We start from the raw sequence: 265 nt of genomic DNA, 5'->3' as shown, positions 1-265 counted from the left end.
CCGTGGGTGCTGCTGGGGCTCTGGGTCGTCTACGAGATCGCCTTCGTCTCGGTCGTCCGCATCGACGACGACGGGGCGATGGTGCAGAACATGCTGCGGCGCACGTCTTTCGGCTGGAGCCGGGTGCGCGAGATCGATCTGCGGTGGCAGCTGATCTTCACTCTCGACGACGGCTCCGACCTCTCGAGCTACGGAGGACCGGCGAGAGCGCGTCCCATGCGACGACCCGTGCGTGAGGACGACGAGGCCAAGGCGCCGGCTGGGC

At 68.3% G+C, this 265-nt stretch carries 1 protein-coding gene; it reads left to right on the top strand.

Annotated features, from left to right (window positions below):
• The coding region (locus SB753_RS38085) for a hypothetical protein (protein ID WP_410805295.1) at positions 1 to 265 on the top strand (265 nt) is incomplete at both ends.

Origin of the sequence: Paraburkholderia sp. SIMBA_053, from assembly GCF_046534895.1 — a bacterium.
Lineage (GTDB): Bacteria > Pseudomonadota > Gammaproteobacteria > Burkholderiales > Burkholderiaceae > Paraburkholderia > Paraburkholderia caledonica.
The sequence above is the reverse complement of the archived record's forward strand: the minus strand, read 5'-3'. Positions and strand labels throughout refer to the sequence as shown.